Genomic DNA, 14,588 nt, shown 5'->3' with positions numbered 1-14,588 from the left:
ACAAACCCTCTTATTGTTCTGTCAGCGTGCGCACATCGACGCCGCTTTCGAGATGCGCCAACTGCGCGTCATCGCTGATGCCAAAACCGATCTGTGTCACCGCCATCGCGGCAATCGCCGTGGCCCGGCGCAGGGTGTGCTCCGGTGTGTCGCCACTGAGCAAACCGTGGAGCATCCCGGCCAGCAGCGAGTCGCCGGCGCCCACGGTACTGGCCACTGCCACCTTGGGCGGCGTGGCATGCAGCGCCGCACCTGGGCGGTACCAGGTCACGCCTGCGGCCCCGTCGGAGACCACCACATGTTCGACGCCTTGCTGATGCAGTCGGCTGATGGCATCGGTGGCGCTACCCAGGGCCTCGGCCAACTCTTCGGTATTGGGTTTGACCAGCCACGGGCCAACCTCCAACCCCAGGCGCAGCGCTTCGCCGCTGGTGTCCAGGGCCACTTTCAACCCGAGGTCTTTCAACGCCTCCAGCAAACCTTTAAACCACTGCGGGCTGACGCCGCGCGGCAAGCTACCGGCCACCACCACCGCATCGAACTCCGGGCCAATGATCGCGACCATCTTAAGCAGCGCTTTTAGCGCCTCTTCAGTCACCAGCGGCCCCGGTGCATTGATGTCGGTGACCCGCCCATCCTGTTCGGCAATCTTGATGTTGCTGCGGGTTTCGCCGGGGACACGGATGAAAGCATCGCCAAACCCACGGCGCTTGATCAGCGCATTGAAAGCCTGGGGGTTGGCACTGCCGAGGAAGCCGCCCACGCTGACGTAATGGCCCAGGTCCGCCAGCACTTGCGCCACATTCACGCCCTTGCCCGCCGCGTGGGTGAGCATCGCTTCACTGCGATTGACCTCACCGGGTTGCAGGTGCGCCAGGCGTACCGTGAGGTCCAACGCCGGGTTCAGCGTCAGGGTCAGAATATTCGCCATCTACACGGCCTCCACTAGGGCACGCACTTGCGCGGGCGAACCCACCGCCAGTGCTTGTTGCGCCAGGCCCTGGGCCTCGCTCAGACTGAATTCACGCACTCGCGCCTTCACCTCGGGAATGCTGCGGGCCGACACGCTCAACTCATCCACACCCAGGCCGACCAGCACCGGCACCGCCAGCGGGTCCGCCGCCAACTCGCCGCACACACCCACCCATTTGCCATGGGCATGGGCGGCGCGCACGGTGATGTCGATCAGTTGCAAAACTGCCGGGTGCAGGCCATCGGCCTGGGCCGACAGGGTCGGGTGGCCGCGGTCGATGGCCAGGGTGTACTGGGTCAGGTCGTTGGTGCCGACGCTGAAGAAGTCGACTTCCTTGGCGAGCACCGGCGCCAGCAACGCGGCTGAAGGCACTTCGATCATGATCCCCAGTTGCAGGTCTGCCACCGGGATCTCCAGGCGCAGGCGCTCGGTCATGTCCCGGGCGGCGCGCCACTCATCCACGCTGCCGACCATGGGGAACATGATGCGCAGCGGGCGGTTATCCGCAGCACGCAGCAGTGCGCGCAGTTGCGCTTCCATGATCTGCGGGCGTTGCAGCGTCAGGCGAATGCCGCGCACACCGAGGAAGGGGTTTTCTTCTTCGGCGATCGGCCAATAGGGCAAGGGCTTGTCGCCGCCCACATCCAGGGTGCGCACCACCAACGGGCGACCGTTGAGGCCGTCGAGTACGCGACGGTATTCGGCCTCCTGGGTGGCCTCGTCCGGCGCCTGGGGGTGGGCCATGAAAATCAGTTCGGTGCGCAGCAGGCCAATACCTTCGGCGCCCTGCTCCACTGCACTGGCCACCCCGGCGCTTTCACCAATGTTGGCGAACACTTCCACGGCGTGGCCGTCACGGGTCAGCGCCGCTTCATGGCGTTGGGCCGAAGCAGCTTGCAAGCGCTGTTCGCGGCTGTCGCGCTCCACGGTGGCCCGTTGCAGGGTGGCGGCGTCGGGGTCGACATGCAGGCGACCGCGCTGGCCATCGAGCAAAAGCGGCGTGCCGGCGTTGAGCAGTAATACCGCAGCGCCAGCACCGACCAAGGCCGGAATGCCCAGGGCGCGAGCGACGATGGCACTGTGAGCGGTGGCGCCACCTCGGGCGGTGAGAATGCCGGCAACGCGGGCCGGGTCCAAGCGCGCCACGTCCGAAGGGCCGACTTCTTCCATCACCAGGATGTAGGGTTCGCTCGGTTCCTGCACGCTTTGGACGCCGCATAATTGGGCCAGCACGCGGCGGCCGATGTCACGCAAGTCGGCAGCACGCTCGGCCAGTAAAGCATCCTGCAAGGCTTCCTGCTGCTTGGCGGCAGCTTCGATCACGCTCATCCAGGCGGCCTCGGCGCTTTCGCCTTGCTTGAGGCGGGTGTCGACTTCGTCGGTCAGTTCCGGGTCGTCGAGCATTTCCTGGTGGGTGATGAAAATCTCGCGAATGGCCTTGGCCTGGCTACGCTCGATCAAGCCCTGGATATCCGTGCGCACGTCGCTCAAGGCCGTGTGCAGGCGCTGGCGTTCGGCGGCGGCAGACTCACCGCGCAAGGGGTAATCGAACACCTGTGGCACCTGGATATGGGCCGGGCCGATGGCAATACCCGGTGCGGCGGCAATGGCCTGGAGTTGGCTACCGCTCAGTGGCGCGCTGAGCACGGGTTCGATATCGACCTGCGCTGGCTGTGCACTCACCGTAGGCAAGGGCTCGACCTCTTCGCCAAGGCCCTCTTGCACGGCGGCCAAGAGGGCGGGCAATGCATCGCCGGCCACCGTCGGCTCGGCCACAAATTCCAGCACCTGGCCACGACGTGCGCCGAGGCTGAGCAACTTGCTCAGGCTTTTGACCGACACGGCGCCCACCGCACCATCGACGATGCGCACGCGGATATCGCCATCAAAACTTTTCGCCAATTGCGCCAGGATCTTCGCCGGGCGAGCATGCAGCCCGTGGGCGTTGGCCAGGGCAATGCGAGCGCTCGGCCAGTCCGGCGGCAGTTCACCACCCAGCACTTCCAGCACCGCGCGGCTGCTGGTGGCGCGCCCCAACTCCTGGCCGCGCCCTTCGATCAGCAAGGCACACAGGCGTTCAAGCAGGGTCTGGTGCGCTTCACCGAGGCTCGCCAGGCAGAACAGGCCGTGCAAAGGCTGGCCGAGGTAACGCATGGGTTTGTCCGGCGTCACAAAGGCCAGGCCCGGACGCTTGACCGTCTGCTCGCTGTGCAACCACCACAGGCCATCGCCCAGGGGCAGCGCGTCGACCTGCTGCAATACGGCGGCAAAGCCATTGCTCACACAGTCGGCCTGGCGCAGCAGGCGTGCACCGCGCCACACCAACTCTTCAAAATCATCGGCCGACACGCCCAGGCTGATCATCTGTGCATCCAGCGCCAGTTCCTGGGGCGCGCCTTGCAACAGTTTCAACAGGGCTTCGGCACTGTTGGCACGGCGCAGCGCCTGGCCCAGGTCGGTTTCACCGAGGGCACGGGTGAGCAGTTGCAACAGGCGCAGGTGTTCATCGGATTTAGCCGCGATGCCAATCGCCAGGTAAACGATCTGGCCATCGCCCCAGTCCACCCCTTCGGGGAACTGCAGCAGGCGCACACCGGTGGAGAACACCTGGTCGCGGGTTTCTGGCGTGCCATGGGGAATAGCAATGCCTTGGCCGAGAAAGGTCGAGCCTTGGGCTTCACGGGCTTGCAAGCCACTGAGATAACCTTCGGCAACCAGGCCATCGGCCACTAATTTGTCAGCGAGCAGGTGCAAGGCAGCAGATTTATCCACAGCCACCTGGCCCATGGATATCTGCTCTACAGTGAGCTCAAGCATGCCGTTCTCCTAGTTAGTGCGACGGGGCGCACTAGGTATTGTTGTAGGTAAATATGTTCAAAATTAACTGACTGAGCGGTCAATTGGCAGTGGTCACTCAGCGGCGAACATCGTAAAAATACGCTTGCTGAAACGTTTAATCTAGAATTTATGGCAGATTACGCGTTAATTGCGCAAGCTTGAAGGGCCACTCGGCGCTTGCTGTGGGGCATGGGTCGAATGCAGGAATCGGTTACGATTGGACAAAATGTCGGGGCGAGCGCCAAAAAACAAGGAAATCCCGGTTTGAAACTCAGTGATATCGCACGTCTGGCCGGTGTGTCCGTTACCACCGCCAGCTATGTCATCAATGGCAAGGCCGAACAGCAGCGCATCAGCAACGCAACCGTTGAGCGTGTGCGTGCCGTGGTCCAGGCCCATGGCTTTACCCCCAACCCTCAAGCCGCCGGGCTGCGCAGCCGGCATACGCGCACCTTGGGGTTCATCCTGCCAGACCTGGAAAACCCCAGCTACGCACGCATCGCCAAACTGCTGGAACAAGGTGCGCGGGCGCGAGGCTATCAGTTGCTGATCGCCAGCTCCGATGATGAAGCGGACAGCGAACGCCAACTGCTGCAACTGTTCCGTGCCAGGCGTTGCGATGCGTTGTTCGTCGCCAGTTGCCTGCCGGCCAGCGATGACAGCTATCGCGAGCTGCAGGCCAAGGGGCTGCCGGTGATTGCCATCGACCGGGAGATGGAGCCGAACCAGTTCTGTTCCGTGGTCAGCGACGACCACCAGGCCTGCCAGCAACTCACCAGCAGCCTGCTGCAACCGTTGCCCAAGCAGATCGCGCTGATCGGCGCACGGCCCGAGCTGAGCATCAGCCAGGCGCGTACCGCCGGTTTCCGGGATGCGCTGCAAGGCTTCACGGGCGACGTGATTATCGAACAGGGCGAAGCCTTCAGCCGTGACTGCGGCCGAGAGCTGATGGAGCAACTGCTGCAACGCCTGGGGCATCTGCCGGACGCGCTGGTAACCACCTCCTACGTACTGCTGCAAGGCGTGTTTGATGCGCTGCATGATTTCCCCCTCAAGTCACGGCCCCTGCGCCTGGGCACCTTCGGCGATACGCAGTTACTGGATTTCCTGCCGCTGCCGGTCAACGCCATGGCCCAGCAACATCAGTTGATTGCCGAAACCGCCCTGCGCCTGGCCCTGGCCGCCATTGAAGAGGAACAGTACCAACCCGGCGTGCATGCGATTGGCCGGACCTTCAAGCAGCGTATCCACGAGGCCTGAGCGTGGAGCTGATCGACACCCACACGCACCTGGACTTCGAGGACTTCGACCCCGATCGCTCGCATGTCCTCGCCCACAGCCGTGAACTCGGCGTGCGACGCATGGTGGTGCTGGGGGTGTACCAGAAAAATTGGCAGCGGCTGTGGGACTTGGTGCAACAGGACGAAGGCCTGTTCGCCGCCTTCGGCTTGCACCCGGTGTATCTCGATGAGCATCGCCCCGCCGACCTGCTGGAACTGGGCGACTGGTTGACGCGCCTGCATGGCCACCGGCAACTGTGCGCCGTGGGCGAAATTGGCCTGGATTACTTTCTGGAACAGTTGGACCACCAGCGCCAGCAACCGCTGTTTGAAGCCCAACTGAAACTCGCGGTGGAGTTTAAACTGCCAGCCTTGCTCCACGTTCGCCGCAGCCACGCCGCCGTGATTGCCACCCTCAAGCGCATCCGCGTGCCCAGAGGCGGCATCATCCATGCGTTCGCCGGCAGCGCTGAAGAGGCACGCGAGTACATCAAGCTCGGGTTCAAACTGGGCCTGGGCGGCGCTGCCACCTGGCCCCAGGCCCTGCGCATGCACCGGGTACTGGCGCAGTTGCCGCTCGACGCCGTGGTGCTGGAAACCGACTCGCCGGATATGGCCCCGGCCATGTACCCCAACCAGCGCAATAGCCCGCAGCACCTGCCGCAGATCTGCACGGCCCTGGCCGAGCGCATGGGTATCAGCCCTTTATTGCTGGCTGAGGCGAGCACACGCAATGCGTGCGAGCTGTTCAACTGGTAGCGGGCTGATCACCTGCAACTTCAAGGTCATTGTCTGTCGATGGCGGGCATAGCGCACCACCAGCAAATGGATCAGCACGGCGACCAGCGAAATGTTCAGTTGCCCGATCACACTGAGCAGCCCCAACCATTCAGCGACCAAGGCCATCAGCAAGGTTGCGCACGTCAGCATGATCATGCTCGGCCGCACCAGCGCCCAGTGGTCCAGGGCCCTGAACTGGCGCAACTGCTTGACGCACCCCAACTGCAACCCGCAGTGGCAATACGTACAGTCAAACGGTATATCAATGGCAATGGCGTTCAGTTGCCAGGGCTTGAGCTCAAACGTCATGTTGCATTGGGCGCAATGCCCTTTGATACCGATTGCGGCGGCCATCGTTTTGTCCCCTCGTGACCGTGACGGATGAAATAAATTTTCACCTATTCACGCCCCGATAAAACACGCATCGGTAAATCAGGACATAAGCCACATGGCCCGCCGCTTCGTCCTTCAGAACCTCCCTACACCCGAAACGCGCCAATCAATTGCTTCAACTCAACCACCTGGGTTGCCAGTTGCCGACTGGCCGCTTCCGTGTGCTGCGCGCCTTGCGCCGCATGCTCGCCGGCGCGGTTGATTTCGACAATGTTCTGGTCGATGTCTTGAGCGACCGCCGTTTGCTGCTCCACGGCGGCGGCGATCTGCTGGTTCTGATCGACGATCATCCCAACTGCTCCCAGGATATTTTCCAGGGCTTGCTGGACTTTTTCCGACTGCCCTACCGTGCCATTCGCCATTTCATGGCTGCTGCCCATGGCCTTCACCGCCGCACCGACGCCGCTGTGCAAGCGGATGATCATCTGCTCGATTTCCTCGGTGGAGTGCTGTGTACGCCGGGCCAGAGTGCGCACCTCGTCGGCCACCACCGCAAACCCGCGCCCTTGGTCACCGGCGCGCGCCGCTTCGATGGCCGCGTTGAGCGCCAGCAGGTTGGTCTGCTCGGCGATGCTCTTGATGACCTCCAGGACGCTGCTGATGGACTGGCTGTCGGTCGCCAGTTGATTGATCACCCGCACCGATTCGTCGATCTCCGCCGCCAGGCGCGCAATACCGCCTTGCTGGGATTGCACCAGCGCACGCCCGCTGACGGTTTCATCGTTGACGCTCTGAGCACTGCTGACCGCCGCCGCCGCGCTGCGAGCCACCTCCTGGGCGGTGGCGGACATCTGGTTCATCGCCGTCGCCACTTGCTCGATCTGGCTGCGCTGGCCGGACACCGCCTGGTTACTCTGTGCCGACACCGCCTGCACCTGGCCCGCCTGCAACTCCACCTGGCTGACCGTATGCCCAACACGCTCGATCAGGTCATGAATCTTGGCCACGGTGCCATTGAACACCTGGCCCAGGTCGCCCAGTTCGTCACGGCTCTGGGCAACGAAGGTGACCGTCATGTCACCCGCCGCCACTTTGTCCATCATCGCCCCCAGGCGGCGCAAGGTGGTGCGGGTGGAGACAAAGAAACCGGCATAGAGATAGAAAATCAGCGCAAACACCGCCGCCAGGGCCGTGACCAGCAACACCATGTGCAAACGGTTCTGCGCCAGGCGCTGCTGCAACTGCTGCCCGAGGAACGCCAGGGTGGTGTCATCCAATTGATAGGTCTTGGCCATCAGTTGGCTGACGCCGTCATAAAACCCCTGCCAAGGCGCGTCGAGGGTCTCGGCCATCACCACCTGCTCTTCGAAAAACTCACTGCCTTGCTTAAGGCTCGCCTGGCTGGCTTGCGCCGAGACGTCGAGGGCGGCGTGCGCGGCCTTGCTGGCGCCCAGTGCGTCCTGCAGCTTCAAGCCATATTCACCGTGGAGTTTTTCCAGTTGCTGCAACAGTTCGTCAAAACGGGTGCTGGAGGACGAATTGATAAAGCCCTGCCCCAGGGAGTACGCGCCCATCGCCCGGCCTTCGCCCAAGGCTTGGGTGACTTGAGGGGTGACGGTGGTGACCAGGTCGCTGAGCTGGCGCAGATCACTTTGCGGATCACGGCTCAAGCCGGCTTGGCTGGCAATGATCTGGCTGAACATCTGGGCCTGGTTGAGTAACTTGCTAATCAACGCCGCTTTGTTGAGCAACGAGGTTTCCTGTTGCTGGGCCTTGAACGCGGCGATCAGTTCGTCGCGCTTACTGTCAAAGACCGCAACTTGCTCGGGCTGGGTCGCGATGGCGCGCAAGCCCTGCAAGCGCTCCACGACACTGGCTTCCAAAGCGCTGATCTTGGTCTCCAGGTCTGCCGCTTTGCCGGACTGGCCGAGGGTCGCGTTGATCTGAACCTGGTTGTTGAGAGTTTCCAACTCGCGACGCAACGCGAGGCTGCTGCCGAGCAGGTCAAGGCTTTGCAGTTCGACGCGGGTGCCCTGGTATTCACGCCAGGAGTCGCGCACCAGGTAATAGTTGGTCGCCAGCATCGGCAGCAGGAACAGCACGCTGATCAGGCTGAACTTCATGCCGAAGCTCAGGCGGTTCATCAGCGCGACGGCGGGATAGAGCAAGCTCTTCACAGGTGACCTCCCCTTCTTTTATTTTTATTGAGGCGCAGGGCGGCGGCAGATAGCCACTATTTGGCGCTCTATCTGTATAGCTCAATTCGAAAGGGAGTTTTGTAACGTAAGGTTAACGCAGAGGCGCAAGCCCTAATGCCATGTAGGAGCGAGCTTGCTCGCGAAAAACTTAACGACGCCGCGTTTATTCAGGAAGCGCGCGTTATCGTTGAGGGTTTTCGCGAGCAAGCTCGCTCCTACAAATCAGGGGAGTACCGTCCAGATGGCAAACCCGGCATACCACAGCACCGCCGCACGCAGCAGCAGTTCCCACAGGCGATCCAGGCTGTTGATGCCATCGGCCCCCACCACTGGCGGCGGGATTTCCGCAGCGGCCAGGCCGACTTTTTCCACCAGCTGTGCCGCGCTGATGTCCCAACTCAGCAGTTCGTGGAGCATCACACGGCTGACCCCGACGAAATTGCCCACCAAGGCAAAGCTGGCCGCCAGCAGGCGTACCGGCAACCAGTCAAACGCGTGGCGCAATTGCGTGGCGCGTTCGGCCACCAAGGGGTTCTGGCTGTGTTCACTGGCCAGCGCCAACAGGCGGTACGCCAGGGCGGCCACCGGGCCCAGCAGGAAATACCAGAAAATCACCGCAAAAAAGCTTTGGTACGCCTGCCACAGCAGGTAGCCCTGGACGCGCTCCAGCAGTTGCTCGCCACTGTCGGCGCCAAGCTTGAGGTCGCGTTCGGCCACATGCTCGGCCGCCTGCAGGTCACCGCGCCGCCAGGCATCACGAAACGGTCCCAACCCTGCCAATAGGTCGCCACGGCCCAGGCTATAGATCACCACCAGCAAATGCACCGGCAATGCCAACAGGCCATAGGCCACCGGTTCCAGCACCAGCAACAGCAACGCCAGCAATGCCACCGGCAACAGCACCAATACCAGCAGGATCAGCCAGGGCCGCTTGCCCATGCGCGGGCTCGATTCCAGCTTGGCCAGTTCACGCAGCCATCCGCCGTCACGCTGCAACCGCAGGCGCAAGGCCGAGAACTTCTCGATCCATACCGCCAGCACCAACACCAGGAAACTCATCGTTCGTGTCCTCCATCCTGCAGGGCGCTGCGAAAGCGCGTCCAATCAAAAGCGGGGCCCGGGTCGGTCTTGCGCCCCGGTGCGATGTCGCTGTGACCACAAATACGTTGGTGGGTGATCTTTGGGTAAGCCTTGAGCAACTGGCGGGTCAGGTCGATCAGCGCCGCATACTGGGCATCGGTGAACGGCAGGTCGTCCGTACCTTCGAGCTCGACCCCCAGGGAAAAATCGTTGCACACCTCGCGCCCGTCAAAAACGGAAACACCAGCATGCCAGGCCCGGTCGCGGCACGAAACAAATTGCGTCACAGTGCCGTCACGTTCAATCAGAAAATGCGCAGACACCCGTAGGCTGGCTATCCCTTCAAAGTAGGGATGCTCTGAAATATCCAGGCGGTTCTGGAAAAACTCCTGCACCTTGCCGGTCTTGAACTGCGCCGGAGGCAAACTGATGTTGTGCACCACCAACAGCGAGATTTCGCCTTCAGGGCGCTCGTTGAAGTTGGGCGAAGGGCAATGACGAATGCCCTGGCACCAACCGCTGGCGGGGTCCAACTGCATACAGGCTCCTTGAGTGAGACGAGGTGTGACCAGTATGCCGCGTTCCACCCTGCGGTTGCGATCACTTGCCGCGATTGAGTTGCCGCAGATTGCCCACCACGGCTGCCAGCGCACGCTCGAACAGTGGGCCGTCGTCCAAGGCGTGCAGGACGCCCTGCTTGAACGCCAGGGCTAACTGGCACGCGCTTTTCTCCAGTACCTTGAGGCCCCCTCGACTGACAAAAATATAGGTATCGGCGGGCGGCATGATTGCGGTCAACTTGCAGCGCAGGGTACCGGCTTCATGTTGCTGCAACGCAACCCAGGCACCGACTCGCAACTGCTGGACCTTGAGCAGGTCGGGGTCGTCAGGGGGCATTGATTTGTCGGCGGTCGGCGGGCCAGCGTCCAGGGTAAAAGGCTCGCGGACTTCGACCAGCGCCTCGCCGTCGAGCGGCTGAACATGCAGAGCCTGCAACCGCAGGAAAAACTCGCGGGTACTGAAAGGATCGAACGCCGCACCGGCCAACCCGTCACGCAATGCTTTGAGCAGCCCGGGTAATTGCTCCAGCAAACGCCGGCCGGCTTCGGTGTCTTCACGCAGGCCCACGCTCCAGAGCAATTCATCCAGGGTGCGCAGCGCCGCCTGCCATTGCAGCGATTGTTCACCGTTTTTGAGAACGGCCACTAACAGCACCTGGCTCCAGGCCTGCTGCACAAATTGCAGCACCGATGCCGGCAAGGTTTTGCCCACGAGCCGCCGATTGAGCACCTGCGCCACACGCTGGCGCGCCACCTGGGTATGCAGGCGCTCTTGCTCGGCGTCACGGGTATGCCGTTCAAGACGTTCACTGCGCGTGCGCTCTTGGGCTGTAAATGCGCTGAACGTGGTGAGCAACTGGGAGAAAATCGCCGGGTCTTCGACGTACTCATTCAGCAACCGCTGTACGAGTTGCTCGATACACAGATAGAGGTTGTCTCGTGAGTGGTCATGGGGCGGGCTCCAGCCGATGACGGCGCTCGCGATGTCATTGAGCAAGCGCCGCGCCGGATGCTGCGTGTAACTGAGCAGGCTCTTGTCCAGCACCGCCACTTTCAGCAGCGGGATCTGCAAGCGGGCGATCAGCGCCTTGAAAGCGTCCGGCACACTGCGGTCATCGAGCATGAACTCGAACAGCATGGCCACCAGATTGATCACATCTTCGTCTGCTTCTTCCAACACCCGCGACTTGCCACTTTTGACACTGACCCGGGTGAGCAACTGTTCAAGCTGGCTGCGCAGGTCGAAATCGTCCTCGCACTCCGGCTCCGGTACATATTGCTGCAAATGCGACAGCAGCCGCAGCAGATCGCGGGTGGCAATGGGTTGCGGCTCGGCGCTGGCTTCAAGGGTCGGGGCCACGCTGCCACGCACGGCTACCAGCAACGTCTGCAAGGCGCTGAACGCTTGCTGGCCGCTTTTATCCAGCGGCGGGTCGGCCACCGCTTGGCCGGTGCAGTCCTGGTGCTCCCGGGCCGCACGCCCGCCGGCTCGACGGGATGGGATCGCTTTGAGTTCCGGCAATACGCCAGTGGCGATCAGCAATTGGTTGGCCTCGCCATACAACAGGTCGGCGTCACTGAGCACGTATTTCTCAAACAGCTTGAGCATGACCAGCTTGACGCGGATCTCCACCCCGAGGCTGCGCCCTGCTTGCAGGAAAAACTCGCACAGCCGCGCCGGGCCCAAGGGGTTTTCCGGATCATCCAGGCGCCTGCCAAGCAGTTCACTCAAGCGCGCGTTCAATTGCCCCAGCGCCAAGCCATCACGGTGTCGCACCCGACCGAGCATCGCCTCCAGGGCCACGGCTTTTTCCACGTCATCGGCGCTGGTGCCGGGTACCGCCTCATAAGACACCAGCGGCACCAGGTGTGCCCCGCTGCACCGGGCCTGGCCCAGGTTGGCGAACGCCACGAACAGCTGCTCCATGAACACGCGTTCGAAGTTCTTGCGCTTGAGGCGCAGGTCGCGCATGGCCTCGAAAAAAATATGATGGTCGACGGTGCTACGGGCCTTTTCGGCCATTTCAAACAGGGTGTCGTCGGCGTTATCGAACAGTTCCTGCAAGCCTTGCTGCAGTTGTTGCGCAGCCTTGTCACGCACCTGCAGCAACACCACCGGCAGGCGCGCGAGCGGCGATGGCGTGGCCTGTGCCCTGTTGATAGGCACCACCTTCCCGTCATTGTGCATCCTGGCCTCCTGAAACGGCGGTTTTGAGAGGTGGAAAGACCGGGGCAGGCCCGGCAGGCCCTGCAAATATCCCGGTTACCACCAAGACGTCAAAGCTATGACGCCAATTGCAAGGCGCGAGATTATCTTGCAAACGAGGGCAGTTGCGCCAGCACACTCTGACTTTGTGCGGTAAATGAGTGGCGAGCCTGGGTTAGAACGCACGCTGGCCCTATAATCGAGGCACTTTGTTTGTGGAGCCTGTTATGCCGAACCTCCGTCTTGCCGACCTCACCGCCGAAATCGAAGCCAACGTGCGCCGCGCACTGCTGGAAGACATCGGCAGTGGTGACATCACCGCGCAGTTGATCCCGGCCGAACGGCTGGCCAAGGCCACGATCATTACCCGTGAAGCGGCCGTGATTGCCGGTACGGCCTGGGTGGATGCAGTGTTTCGTCAACTGGACCCACGGGTCGCCGTGCATTGGCAGGTAGCTGACGGTGAACGTGTCAGCCCCAACCAGGCGCTGTTCCACCTTGAAGGCCCGGCACGCTCGCTGCTCACGGGTGAACGCAGTGCGCTGAATTTTTTGCAGATGCTGTCAGGTGTAGCCACCCGAGCGCAGTTCCTGGCGGATTTTGTCGCGAGCACCCAGGTCAAACTGCTGGACACCCGCAAGACACTCCCAGGTCTGCGTTTGGCGCAGAAGTACGCGGTGACCTGCGGCGGTTGCCACAACCACCGCATCGGGCTGTATGACGCGTTCCTGATCAAGGAAAACCACATCGCCGCCTGCGGTGGTATTGCCCAAGCGATTACGGCCGCCCACAAAATAGCCCCGGGCAAGCCGGTGGAAATCGAAGTGGAAAGCCTGGAAGAGTTGCGCGAAGCCCTGGCGGCGGGTGCCGACATCATCATGCTGGATGAACTGAGCCTGGACGACATGCGCGAAGCCGTGCGCCTGAACGCCGGCAAGGCCAAGCTGGAAGCCAGCGGCGGGATCAATGAAACCACCTTGCTGCCTATCGCTGAAACCGGCGTGGACTACATCTCCATCGGGGCGATGACCAAGGATGTGAAGGCGGTGGACCTGTCGATGCGCCTCAGTATCTGAAGATGCCGTAACCGTAGGAGCGAGCTTGCTCGCGAAAAACCCTAACGATAACGCGTACCTCTGGGGGCACGCGGTGGTCTTGAGTGTTTCGCGAGCAAGCTCGCTCCTACAGGCTGCTTTTAAACTACAAGGTTATTCATCTCGCAGTACTCGTCCCATTCGACACCCAGCACCTCGGCCGCCTCTTTGTGCAAGGCCAACCGCGCGGCTTCGAACTCTTCGGGTGTCGAGGTGTACTTGAGGGTCAGCTCCCAAGGCTGGTAGCCCTGGCTCTCGGCCTCATCTTCAAATGCCCACTGAATCTGGTCACGCTGATCGTCAGCGCTCAGGTCCTTGATCTCTTCTTTAAGCTGCGGCGTCGCCTCGAGGTATTTCTCGAGAGCTTCTTGGTGCCGAACTTCCTGGGTCATCTCAGTCGTGGTCATGTCGTTCTCTTAGATCGAGGAATGGGAATGCATCTGGGTCTTCAAGGTTGCGCAGATACAAAAGAGCGGGCGCAAATGCCCGGCTCACCTGGCCTTCAGAACCATTCTGGGATCATCTGAAAACATTGCCGTTGAAACAGTGGTGCCTGTGGTGCCCGAGACAGGAATCGAACCTGCGACCTTCGCGTTACGAGTGCGCTGCTCTACCGGCTGAGCTACACGGGCGGTGGGCTAAAGCTAGCACTGCATTGGGCATGCAGCAACTTGCTCGCTCACCGCCCGGCGACTGTCACGCGCCGTTGGCGCCACAACCCTTGGCAGCGTACTGCGGGTCTACCGTGGTGGCACAGCTCCAGCCGCTGGTAGCGCTGCGGGTCAGGGTGATGGTCTTGCCGAGCACGGGCGCGGGCGCATCGAGGATTTCACAACGCAGGGTACCGGCGCCCGAGGCCACATCGCCCGTCACTTCGATAGTGCAGTTGGCGGTAGGGCTGGTGCCCCCGATGAGGGCCAGGGTCGGCACGGTGCCCTGGTTAATGACGTCCTCATAGCCGGCCTTCAACGCGCTGATTTCAGCCAACCCCGCGGTGAACTTGGCCTTGGCCTGGTGCTTGGTGTACATGGGCAGGCCGATGGTGGCCAAAATGCCGATGATTGCCACGACGATCAATAACTCGATCAAGGTAAAACCTTTTTGACGCATTTCTTTCACTCTCCAGAATAGAACCATGACAAGGCGCGTCCTGCGCCCCGTAGTGTGCAACGGCGCCAGTGTACTCATCCCCACGCAGCCGTTCGCCTGCAAGACGCACAATCTGACATTTTATCGCCCAACACCA

Annotated in this window: 12 protein-coding genes and 1 tRNA gene; 3 read left to right on the top strand and 10 right to left on the bottom strand. The window is 61.9% G+C overall.

The genetic code is table 11. The features are described 5' to 3' along the window. Window positions 1-10: 10 nt before the first annotated feature. Entirely contained in the window at window positions 11-931 is a 921-nt protein-coding gene (gene pfkB / locus A7K61_RS09665; protein WP_032893608.1) for a 1-phosphofructokinase, read from the bottom strand. After that, the gene (ptsP, locus tag A7K61_RS09660; RefSeq protein WP_069557482.1) at window positions 932-3,790 is read right to left on the bottom strand and encodes a phosphoenolpyruvate--protein phosphotransferase; all 2,859 of its coding nucleotides are present in this window, start codon (window positions 3,788-3,790) and stop codon (window positions 932-934) included. 285 nt (window positions 3,791-4,075) lie between these two features. Between ptsP and cra the strand changes: the two genes are divergently transcribed. Together cra and A7K61_RS09650 are read left to right on the top strand one after the other, a co-directional pair. Further along, window positions 4,076-5,071 (top strand): catabolite repressor/activator, encoded by a 996-nt coding sequence (cra, locus tag A7K61_RS09655; RefSeq protein ID WP_003188455.1) that lies wholly within the window; start codon window positions 4,076-4,078, stop codon window positions 5,069-5,071. 2 nt (window positions 5,072-5,073) lie between these two features. Beyond that, window positions 5,074-5,850, top strand: a complete 777-nt coding sequence (locus A7K61_RS09650) for a TatD family hydrolase (RefSeq protein WP_044271531.1) — start codon at window positions 5,074-5,076, stop codon at window positions 5,848-5,850. On the opposite strand, the gene A7K61_RS09645 is transcribed toward A7K61_RS09650, so the two are convergent. The 5 genes from A7K61_RS09645 to A7K61_RS09625 all read right to left on the bottom strand — a co-directional run bounded on the left by A7K61_RS09645 (window position 5,797) and on the right by A7K61_RS09625 (window position 12,230). After that, window positions 5,797-6,225, bottom strand: a complete 429-nt coding sequence (locus tag A7K61_RS09645; RefSeq protein WP_047712572.1) for a hypothetical protein — start codon at window positions 6,223-6,225, stop codon at window positions 5,797-5,799. The two genes, A7K61_RS09650 and A7K61_RS09645, sit on opposite strands and share 54 nt — an antisense overlap. Window positions 6,226-6,350: 125 nt before the next feature. Next, a complete protein-coding gene (locus tag A7K61_RS34195) occupies window positions 6,351-7,055 on the bottom strand; it encodes a methyl-accepting chemotaxis protein (protein WP_371914721.1) in 705 nt (234 codons plus the stop codon). 1,569 nt (window positions 7,056-8,624) lie between these two features. Then, complete coding sequence (ampE, locus tag A7K61_RS09635) at window positions 8,625-9,461, bottom strand: regulatory signaling modulator protein AmpE (RefSeq protein ID WP_003188449.1); 837 nt, start codon at window positions 9,459-9,461, stop codon at window positions 8,625-8,627. Beyond that, the gene (gene ampD, locus A7K61_RS09630; RefSeq protein WP_003188448.1) at window positions 9,458-10,021 is read right to left on the bottom strand and encodes a 1,6-anhydro-N-acetylmuramyl-L-alanine amidase AmpD; all 564 of its coding nucleotides are present in this window, start codon (window positions 10,019-10,021) and stop codon (window positions 9,458-9,460) included. The genes ampE and ampD overlap by 4 nt, the downstream gene beginning before the upstream one ends. Before the next feature lie 61 nt (window positions 10,022-10,082). Further along, entirely contained in the window at window positions 10,083-12,230 is a 2,148-nt protein-coding gene (locus A7K61_RS09625; RefSeq protein ID WP_069557480.1) for a DUF1631 domain-containing protein, read from the bottom strand. A gap of 245 nt (window positions 12,231-12,475) precedes the next feature. Between A7K61_RS09625 and nadC the strand changes: the two genes are divergently transcribed. Beyond that, window positions 12,476-13,324: a carboxylating nicotinate-nucleotide diphosphorylase gene (gene nadC, locus A7K61_RS09620; protein WP_047712568.1), complete on the top strand. Its 849-nt coding sequence runs from the start codon at window positions 12,476-12,478 to the stop codon at window positions 13,322-13,324. 119 nt (window positions 13,325-13,443) lie between these two features. On the opposite strand, the gene A7K61_RS09615 is transcribed toward nadC, so the two are convergent. From A7K61_RS09615 to A7K61_RS09605, 3 genes are all read right to left on the bottom strand, one after another. Further along, window positions 13,444-13,749 (bottom strand): DUF6388 family protein, encoded by a 306-nt coding sequence (locus A7K61_RS09615; RefSeq protein WP_044271514.1) that lies wholly within the window; start codon window positions 13,747-13,749, stop codon window positions 13,444-13,446. 149 nt (window positions 13,750-13,898) lie between these two features. Then, window positions 13,899-13,974, bottom strand: a tRNA-Thr gene (locus A7K61_RS09610). Window positions 13,975-14,038: 64 nt separating this feature from the next. Continuing rightward, window positions 14,039-14,452 carry a pilin gene (locus A7K61_RS09605; RefSeq protein WP_069557479.1) on the bottom strand — a complete coding sequence of 138 codons (414 nt, stop codon included), beginning with the start codon at window positions 14,450-14,452 and terminating at the stop codon, window positions 14,039-14,041. Between the last annotated feature and the right edge of the window lie 136 nt (window positions 14,453-14,588).

The sequence above is a fragment of the Pseudomonas sp. AP42 genome (assembly GCF_001728935.1).
In the GTDB taxonomy this organism is placed as follows: domain Bacteria; phylum Pseudomonadota; class Gammaproteobacteria; order Pseudomonadales; family Pseudomonadaceae; genus Aquipseudomonas; species Aquipseudomonas lactis.
This window is presented reverse-complemented; position numbering and strand designations above follow the sequence as displayed.

Excerpts from the sequence above, each read along its gene's own strand:
- A7K61_RS09645 (WP_047712572.1), bottom strand. The coding sequence starts at position 6,225 with ATGGCCGCCGCAATCGGTATCAAAGGGCATTGCGCCCAATGCAACATG.
- nadC (WP_047712568.1), top strand. The coding sequence starts at position 12,476 with ATGCCGAACCTCCGTCTTGCCGACCTCACCGCCGAAATCGAAGCCAAC.
- A7K61_RS34195 (WP_371914721.1), bottom strand. The coding sequence starts at position 7,055 with ATGTCCGCCACCGCCCAGGAGGTGGCTCGCAGCGCGGCGGCGGCGGTC.
- pfkB (WP_032893608.1), bottom strand. The coding sequence starts at position 931 with ATGGCGAATATTCTGACCCTGACGCTGAACCCGGCGTTGGACCTCACG.
- ampD (WP_003188448.1), bottom strand. The coding sequence starts at position 10,021 with ATGCAGTTGGACCCCGCCAGCGGTTGGTGCCAGGGCATTCGTCATTGC.
- ptsP (WP_069557482.1), bottom strand. The coding sequence starts at position 3,790 with ATGCTTGAGCTCACTGTAGAGCAGATATCCATGGGCCAGGTGGCTGTG.
- A7K61_RS09625 (WP_069557480.1), bottom strand. The coding sequence starts at position 12,230 with ATGCACAATGACGGGAAGGTGGTGCCTATCAACAGGGCACAGGCCACG.
- A7K61_RS09615 (WP_044271514.1), bottom strand. The coding sequence starts at position 13,749 with ATGACCACGACTGAGATGACCCAGGAAGTTCGGCACCAAGAAGCTCTC.
- ampE (WP_003188449.1), bottom strand. The coding sequence starts at position 9,461 with ATGAGTTTCCTGGTGTTGGTGCTGGCGGTATGGATCGAGAAGTTCTCG.
- A7K61_RS09605 (WP_069557479.1), bottom strand. The coding sequence starts at position 14,452 with ATGCGTCAAAAAGGTTTTACCTTGATCGAGTTATTGATCGTCGTGGCA.